The organism is Curtobacterium sp. MCBA15_008 (genome assembly GCF_001865065.1).
Taxonomy (GTDB): Bacteria; Actinomycetota; Actinomycetes; order Actinomycetales; family Microbacteriaceae; genus Curtobacterium.
Genome location: NZ_MJGN01000034.1, coordinates 279,595 through 286,867 on the forward strand (window position 1 = coordinate 279,595; position 7,273 = coordinate 286,867).

Annotated in this window: 6 protein-coding genes; 1 reads left to right on the forward strand and 5 read right to left on the reverse strand. The window is 73.3% G+C overall.

What is annotated here, in order from left to right; translation table 11 throughout:
• Positions 1–89: 89 nt before the first annotated feature.
• The 5 genes from BIU96_RS14290 to BIU96_RS14310 all read right to left on the reverse strand — a co-directional run bounded on the left by BIU96_RS14290 (position 90) and on the right by BIU96_RS14310 (position 6,517).
• Positions 90–1,538, reverse strand: a complete 1,449-nt coding sequence (locus BIU96_RS14290) for a DHA2 family efflux MFS transporter permease subunit (protein WP_302847730.1) — start codon at positions 1,536–1,538, stop codon at positions 90–92.
• Positions 1,539–1,557: 19 nt separating this feature from the next.
• Entirely contained in the window at positions 1,558–1,821 is a 264-nt protein-coding gene (locus tag BIU96_RS14295) for a hypothetical protein (RefSeq protein ID WP_071293255.1), read from the reverse strand.
• Entirely contained in the window at positions 1,818–2,459 is a 642-nt protein-coding gene (locus tag BIU96_RS14300; protein WP_254786158.1) for a DUF308 domain-containing protein, read from the reverse strand. The genes BIU96_RS14295 and BIU96_RS14300 overlap by 4 nt, the downstream gene beginning before the upstream one ends.
• A 153-nt stretch (positions 2,460–2,612) precedes the next feature.
• Entirely contained in the window at positions 2,613–4,613 is a 2,001-nt protein-coding gene (locus BIU96_RS14305) for a DUF11 domain-containing protein (RefSeq protein ID WP_071293257.1), read from the reverse strand.
• Between the two features lie 182 nt (positions 4,614–4,795).
• Positions 4,796–6,517 (reverse strand): glycoside hydrolase family 13 protein, encoded by a 1,722-nt coding sequence (locus BIU96_RS14310; RefSeq protein WP_071293258.1) that lies wholly within the window; start codon positions 6,515–6,517, stop codon positions 4,796–4,798.
• A gap of 152 nt (positions 6,518–6,669) precedes the next feature.
• Between BIU96_RS14310 and BIU96_RS14315 the strand changes: the two genes are divergently transcribed.
• Complete coding sequence (locus BIU96_RS14315; protein WP_071293259.1) at positions 6,670–7,230, forward strand: NADPH-dependent FMN reductase; 561 nt, start codon at positions 6,670–6,672, stop codon at positions 7,228–7,230.
• The last annotated feature ends 43 nt before the right edge of the window (positions 7,231–7,273 follow it).

Genomic DNA, 7,273 nt, shown 5'->3' on the forward strand with positions numbered 1-7,273 from the left:
GCTTGGTCGTTTCGGGCGTACCTGGTCGTTCCGGGCGTACCTGGTCGGAAGTTCCGGGTCAGTACGCCCGTTTCGACCAGGTACTCCGGCTAGGCGTCGAGCAGGTGTGCGATGCCGGCGACCGAGCGCTTCGCCGCCGCCGAGGTCGACACGAAGCCGACGACGACGATGCCCGCACCGATGCCGAGCACGATCCACCACATCGGGTGCGTCGCCACGGCGAACCCGGCACCCACGGTCGCGACGGCACTCGCGCCCGACACCGTCCCCGCGAGTGCGACGCCGAGCGACACCCCGGTCTGCCGGCTCGTCGAGGCCACGGCCGCAGCCGACCCGGACTGCGCGCGGGGCATCCCCGAGACGGCGGTGTTCGTGATCGGGGCGTTCACCATGCCGAACCCGAAGCCGAACAGCACGAAGGCGACGACGAGCACCCACATCGGGGTGTGCGCGTCGATCGTGGTGAGGATCGCCCCGGCACCGCCGACACCGATCCCCGCGAGCACGAGCGGGACCCTGGTGCCGACCGACCCGACGAGCCGTCCGGACACCGGCGACACGACCATCGTCGCGACGGCGGCGGGCAGGGTCCAGAGGCCGGCCTCGAACGGCGACATGCCCCGGACCTCCTGCAGGTACAGGGCGTTGAGGAACAGGAAGGCGCCGTTCGCCCCGAACGCCGCGATCGCGGTGACGACGGCGGACGAGAACGGGATGCTCCGGAAGAACCGGACGTCGACGAGCGGCTGTGCGCGACGGCGTTCGACGGCGACGAAGACGACGAGGGACGCGGCCGCCACGACGAAGAGGCCGAGCGCCGCCGGCGAGGTCCAGCCGAGGCGCGGCCCCTCGATGAGGCCGCCGACGAGGGTCGCGAGGAGCACGATGACGAGCACCTGCCCGAGCGGGTCGAGCCGCCGCGGCGTCGGGGACTTCGACTCGGGGACGAACAGGAAGGTCAGGACGATCGCCGCGATGCCGATCGGCACGTTGATCCAGAAGATCGCGCGCCAGCCGACGGAGTCCGTCAGCGCGCCGCCGACGAGCGGGCCGAGGCCCATCGACACCCCGACGACGGCGCCCCAGACGCCGACCGCTCGGGCCCGTTCCTTCGCGTCGTCGAACGTGGCGGTGATGATCGACATCGCGACCGGGTTCATCATCGAGCCGCCGACCGCCTGGAGCATCCGGAAGACGACGAGCCAGCCGACGCTCGGGGCCAGGGAGCAGAGCAGCGATCCGACCGTGAAGAGCGCGAGGCCGATCTGGAACGTCCTGCGACGCCCGATGCGGTCCGCGGTGGAGCCGGACAGCAGGAGCAGGCTGGCGAGGACGAGCGTGTACGCGTCGATCGTCCACTGCAGGCCGGAGATGGTGCTGCCGAGCTCACGGCCGATCGACGGCAGCGCGACGTTCACCACGGTGGCGTCCATCGACACGATGAACAGGCTCATGCAGCAGACCGCGAGGATCAGGTACCGGTGGCGGTACCGCCGCGGGAGGTCCGGGTCGCCCTGCTCCGGGCGGCGCGACGGCAGCGTGCGGGCGCTGCCCGACTCAGTGGAAGTCGTCGCCGTCTCCTTCACCCGGGGTCTTGTGACCGCCGAGCATGTCGTTGTCGTCCTGGTCGCTGGTCGAGGCCAGCTGCAGCATCGCGAGGACCACCACGACGACGATGAACGCGATGCCGAGGAAGATCACGGCGAGCTGGAGCTCACGGGTCGAGAACAGCACGACGAGCCCGGTGAAGACCGCGACGATCGCGGAGATCCCGAGGAGCTCGACCGGGCGCAGGCGGTCGCGGCGGCTGGGGGTGGTCATGCGTGTGGTGCTCCGTCCGGGGCGGCGGCCGGTACGGCCGTTCCCCACTTGTGCGAGAGGCCGGCGATCACGTGGAAGACCGCCGTGATGGCGAGGTACGCGCCGAGCAGACCGACGAGGACGATCGAGGCGTCCAGCACGCCGGAGACCCGCTCGACACCGCCGAGCTGCTGCGAGTAGTCGGGGGGCGTCACGAGGAAGGCGACGGCGAGCAGCAGCGTGAGCCCGCCGATCGTCGTCCAGTCGCGGGCGAAGGGCGACCGGCGGCGGGCGCGCAGGCCCTGGGAGAGTTCGAGCGCCCCGGTGAGGACGGCCCAGGCGACGATGACGCTGATGAACGCCGGCAGCCCGAGGCCGTTCAGTGCGAAGCCGGCGACCGCGGCGAGCAGCGTGATCACGGCCTGCACGAGGGTGGTCCGACGCGATCGGTCGTCGGCCGGCAGCCGTGTGGCGCCCGCGAGGAGCAGCACGAGCCCGTCGACGACCGCGAACCCGCCGAACAGCAGCAGGCCGTAGCCGGCGGCGTGGTTGGACGAGAAGGTGATGACGAGGGCCACGATCGCGGCTGGGACGGCCCGGAGGACGGGGATCGGCCAGTACCGCGCGCGCTGGCCGGAGTCGTCCACGGAGTCGGACACGAGACCTCTTTCGGGCATGCGGATCGTGGTTCGATCCTACCGCCGGAGCATCGGGCAGCCGACCGCTCGCGCAGTCCGGCCGCTGAGGATGCTCGAACCAGCGGTGCACGGTGCACCGCGGTCCGAGCACCCTCGGCGGGTCGGCAGCCCCGATCAGTGCGCGTCGGTCGGCGCCCCGCGTGCGCCGTCCGGCCCGCTGCGTGCCCGAGCACGCCGCCGCGCCAGCCACCAGCAGGCACCACCTGCCGCGACCGCGACCCCGCCGACGGCTGCGAGGAGCCCGAGGTCCTCCGCGCCGGTGTAGGCCAGTGCGCCCGTCCGACCCGGCCCGCCGCCCGCCGCTCCCTGGCCGGCGCCGCGGTCTGCGGGTGCGCCGTCGCCCGCACCGCCGTCACCGCCGTCGTCCGGTCCACCGTCACCCGGGCCGCCGTCGTCCGGCCCGCCGTCGTCCGGCCCGCCCTCGTCGGGCCCTCCCTCGTCCGGCACGAGGACCTCGATCACCACGGCCGGCGAGGGATCACCGCCGTCGGGGTCGGTCGGCGAGGTCGCGGTCGCGACGTTCACCACGTCCGAGCCGTCGCCCTGGTACTCCGGGTCGAGCACCGCCCGGATCCGGAAGGCCGTCGACTCCCCGGCGGCGAGCGTCCTGCCGGACGCGCACGTCACGACCTGTCCAGCCGCCGTGCACCCGTCGTCCGAGCCCGCGAACCGCATCGCCGCGGGGAGTTCGTCGACCGCGCCGACGTCCTGCGCAACGGCCGGACCGCGGTTCCGCGCGGTGACGAGGTACTCCACCTCGTCACCCGGTGCCACGTCCGTCGACGGTGCGACGGACTTGTCGGTCTCGACGTGCGCCTCGGGCGCGGGGCCGGTCTCGACCACGGCGCTGGCGGTGGAGACGTTGTCGACCTCGTTCACGTCGGCCATCGACGGCGCCGGGGCGATCTGGGCGACGCTGTCGAGCGTGCCGGACGCGTCGTCGGGGAGCGTGCCCGTGATCGTCACGGTCGCGGCACCACCGCGTGGCAGGTCGACCGGCGTCTCCACGTCGCCCGTGCCCGGCGCGGTGCCACATGCGGTGCCGTCGCCGTCCGTCGGCGTGCAGGTCCAGCGGACGTCCCGCAGGGCGTCCGGCACGTCCACCTCGAGCGCACTCGGTGCCGACGGGTTCACCCCGACGTTCCGGGCGGTGACCGCGTACTCGACCGGTCCCCCGGCAGTGACCGTCGGCGGCATGTCGTGCGTCACCGCGAGGTCGGCCGGCTGCCAGACCCGCAGGGCGTCGACCTCGTGCACGTTGACGTGCGAACCGGTGGCCCCGGCGAACCCGAGCCGGAGCGTGTCCGGCAGCGGAGCCTGCCCGGCGCCGTGGAGCGGCACGCGCTCGAGGACCGGCCGGAGCCCGCCGCCGGCGTCCATCCGCACGGTGACGAAGAGCTCGCCGGCGTCGCCCGGCTGCAGGGTCACGCGGACCGTCCGGGTCCGGGGGCCGTCGGTGGCGGTGCCGCCGGGAGCCCGTGCACCCTCGACGTACCGGTACCCGGTGACCCCGTCGCCCGATCCGCGCACCACGACGAACTGCTCCTGGGCGCCGGGGCCGGACTGGTTCAGCGGCAGGGAGAAGTTGCCGTAGTGGTCGAGGGCGATGCCGGCGAACCCGCCGGGCATGCCGGGGAGGTCGCACGGCACACCACCACCCTGGTTGGCGCTGGACCGGCAGGCGTAGCCGAGCGCCGCGCCGTACGCACCGACGCCCTGGGGCGCCGCACCGTCCGCGAGCGACAGCAGCAGCCCGTCGGCCCCCGGGTCGCCGACGTCGTTGTGCATCGCGTACTGGAACTCGATCTCGAGCCCGCGGTCGGAGGGGAACGTGTCGTCGGTCGACCACGATCCGGCCTGGTTCCCGACGGCGTCGGTCAGGCGCAGACGGCCGCCGACCAGCTCGGCGTCACCGCTCAGGGAGCCGCCGTCGGCCGAGTCGAACTGGTCGACGTAGGGGAAGCCGAGCTCGGCGGCGCTGGACGTGGCGGGGGCGAGCGCGGGGGCGGCGAGGACGCCGAGCGCGGTGAGGACGGTGGCGACCGCGGCCGTTCGCCGGACCGTGCGTGACCGGGCGGGCGGACGGCCCGTCGCTGGGGTGTTGGGTTCTCTCATGCCCCGATCGTCGCGATCGAGGGGTGCCCCGCAGGCGGACGCGGGCCGATCTGTGGAACGCTTCCCCGCGCCTCCAGGCTGTGGAGGAACCGGCCCCCGGACCGGCAGCCGACCGCGCGCATGCACCGGCAGCCGACCGCGCACGCGCACCGACCGCCGACCGCGCGGTCACGCCCCGGCGCTCAGGCGAGCCAGACCGTGGTCTCCCCCGGCAGGACGCCGTCTTCGAGCGGACCGGACGCGACGAGGACCGTGCCGGACGGCATCGGGACCGGGTCGACGCCGAAGTTCGTGACCGACCGCCAGCCGTCGTGTCGGGCGAACGCGACCAGGCGGGAACGCGCACCCGAGCCACCGTCCGCGTCGATCCAGCTGAGCGCCTCGCCCTGCTGCAGCCGCCGCCGGGCAGCGATCGCGGTCCGGTAGAAGGTCAGCGTCGACGCGGGGTCGCCGTCCTCCGCCTCGACCGACGACGCCCCGAAGTCCGCGGGCTGCGGCAGGTGCGGGGCCACCGAGCCGAACCCGAAGGACGGCCCCGAGGTGGTCCACGGGATCGGCACCCGGCAGCCGTCCCGACCCTTCACCGTGTGCCCCGTCCGGAGCCACTTCGGGTCCTGCAGCTGGTCGTGCGGGATGGCCGCCGCCTCCTGCAGCCCGAGCTCCTCGCCCTGGTAGACGTACGACGAACCGGGCAGTGCGAGCACGAGCAGGGTCGCTGCCCGCGCCCGCCGGAGCCCCCGCTCCGCATCGAGCGCGGGCACCGTGCCGTCGCTCATCAGCCACGCGTCGGTGTCGGCGCCGGTCGGCAGGCCGTAGCGGGTGGCGTGCCGCACGACGTCGTGGTTGGACAGCACCCACGTGCTCGACGCCCCGGACTGCTCCGACATCGCCAGGTTCCGCTGGATGATGCCGCGGAACGCCGCGGCATCGAACGGCGCTTCGAGCAGGTCGAAGTTGAACGCCTGGCCGAGTTCGGTGGGCCGTGCGTAGAGGACGCGCCGCGGTGCGGGCGCCCAGGCCTCGGCCACGGCGGCTCGTGGCGGGTCGTACTCGTCGAGCACCGTGCGCCACGTGGCGAAGATCTCGTGCACCTCGTCGCGGTCGTACAGCGGGTCGGAGCCGTCGAGCGGCAGCGCCTTCTCGTCCGAAGGACGGTACGGCGTCGACAGGTCCTTCGCGAGCCCGTGCGCGACGTCCACGCGGAACCCGTCGACCCCGCGGTCGGACCAGAAGCGGAGGGTGCGCTCGAAGTCCTCGCGGACCTCCGGGTTCTCCCAGTCGAGGTCGGGCTGCTCGGGCGCGAAGAGGTGCAGGTACCACTGACCGCCGGCGCCGCCCGCGCCGCCGTCCGAGGCGTCCGCGCCGTCCGCGCCGTCCGCGCCGTCCGCGCCGTCGGGCACGCGGGTCCATGCGCTGCCGCCGAAGTTCGAGACCCAGTCGCTCGGCGGCAGAGCACCGTCGGGGCCGGTGCCGTCGCGGAAGACGTACCGTGCCCGTTCCGGCGATCCGGGCGGCGACGCCAGGGCGGCCCGGAACCACTCGTGCTGGTCCGAGGTGTGGTTCGGCACGATGTCGACGATGACCCGGATGTCGTGCTCGTGCGCCGTCCGGACCAAGACGTCGAGCTCCTCGAGCGTCCCGAGCTTCGGGTCGACGTCGCGGTAGTCGGCGACGTCGTAGCCCCCGTCGGCCAGCGGCGAGGGGAAGAACGGCGACAACCAGATCGCGTCGACACCGAGTTCGGCCAGGTACGGCACGCGCGTCGTGATCCCGGCGACGTCGCCGAGCCCGTCGCCGTTCGTGTCGGCGAAGCTGCGTGGGTAGACCTGGTAGACGACGGCGTCGCGCCACCAGTCCGGGTCGGTGGTGCGGGGCGTGCTGGCTGGCGTGCGGAGCGGGCTCACCTCGTCAACCTACCGACGGCCCGCTGAGTCGGGAACAGCCGTCGGGAACAGCCGTCGGGAACAGCCGACGGGAACAGCTGTCGGGAATAGCGGCTGGACGCATCGCATTGGTTGTTGCTGACACCTTTCCGTCGCAGAACAGAAGGATCCCCATGACGCACGTCCTCACCCTCGTCGGCAGCCTCCGCGCCGAGTCGATCAACCGCAAGCTCGCCGAGGCGGCCGACCACCACGCCCCGGAGGGCATCGAGCTCACCACGTTCGACGGCATCGTCGACCTGCCGTTCTACAACGAGGACATCGACGGCGAGACCCCGCCGGCCTCCGCCGTCGCGTTCCGTGCGGCGATCGACGCCGCCGACGCCGTGCTGCTCATCACGCCGGAGTACAACGGCACGATCCCGGCGGTCCTCAAGAACGCCCTCGACTGGGCATCGCGTCCGTTCGGCGCCTCCCCCATCTCGGGCAAGCCGCTCGCCGTCATCGGCTCGGCCTTCGGCCAGTACGGCGGTGTCTGGGCGCACGACGACGCGCGGAAGGCCGCCGGCATCGCGGGCGCGAAGGTCCTCCAGGACGTCAAGGTCGCCATCCCGCAGTCGGTCGTCCGCTTCGCGGAGACCCACCCGCGTGAGGACGCCGAGGTCACGCAGCTCGTGCAGGGTGCGCTGACGGCGCTCGCCGAGGCCGCCTCAGACGAGCAGGTCGCCGCGTAGGGCGCGTCACGTCACGCGAGCAGTCGACGGACTGGAGGCACGG

What these genes read in the sequence shown, in the direction of transcription:
- BIU96_RS14295 (WP_071293255.1), bottom strand. Translation starts at nt 1,821, where the DNA reads ATGACCACCCCCAGCCGCCGCGACCGCCTGCGCCCGGTCGAGCTCCTC.
- BIU96_RS14315 (WP_071293259.1), top strand. Translation starts at nt 6,670, where the DNA reads ATGACGCACGTCCTCACCCTCGTCGGCAGCCTCCGCGCCGAGTCGATC.
- BIU96_RS14305 (WP_071293257.1), bottom strand. Translation starts at nt 4,613, where the DNA reads ATGAGAGAACCCAACACCCCAGCGACGGGCCGTCCGCCCGCCCGGTCA.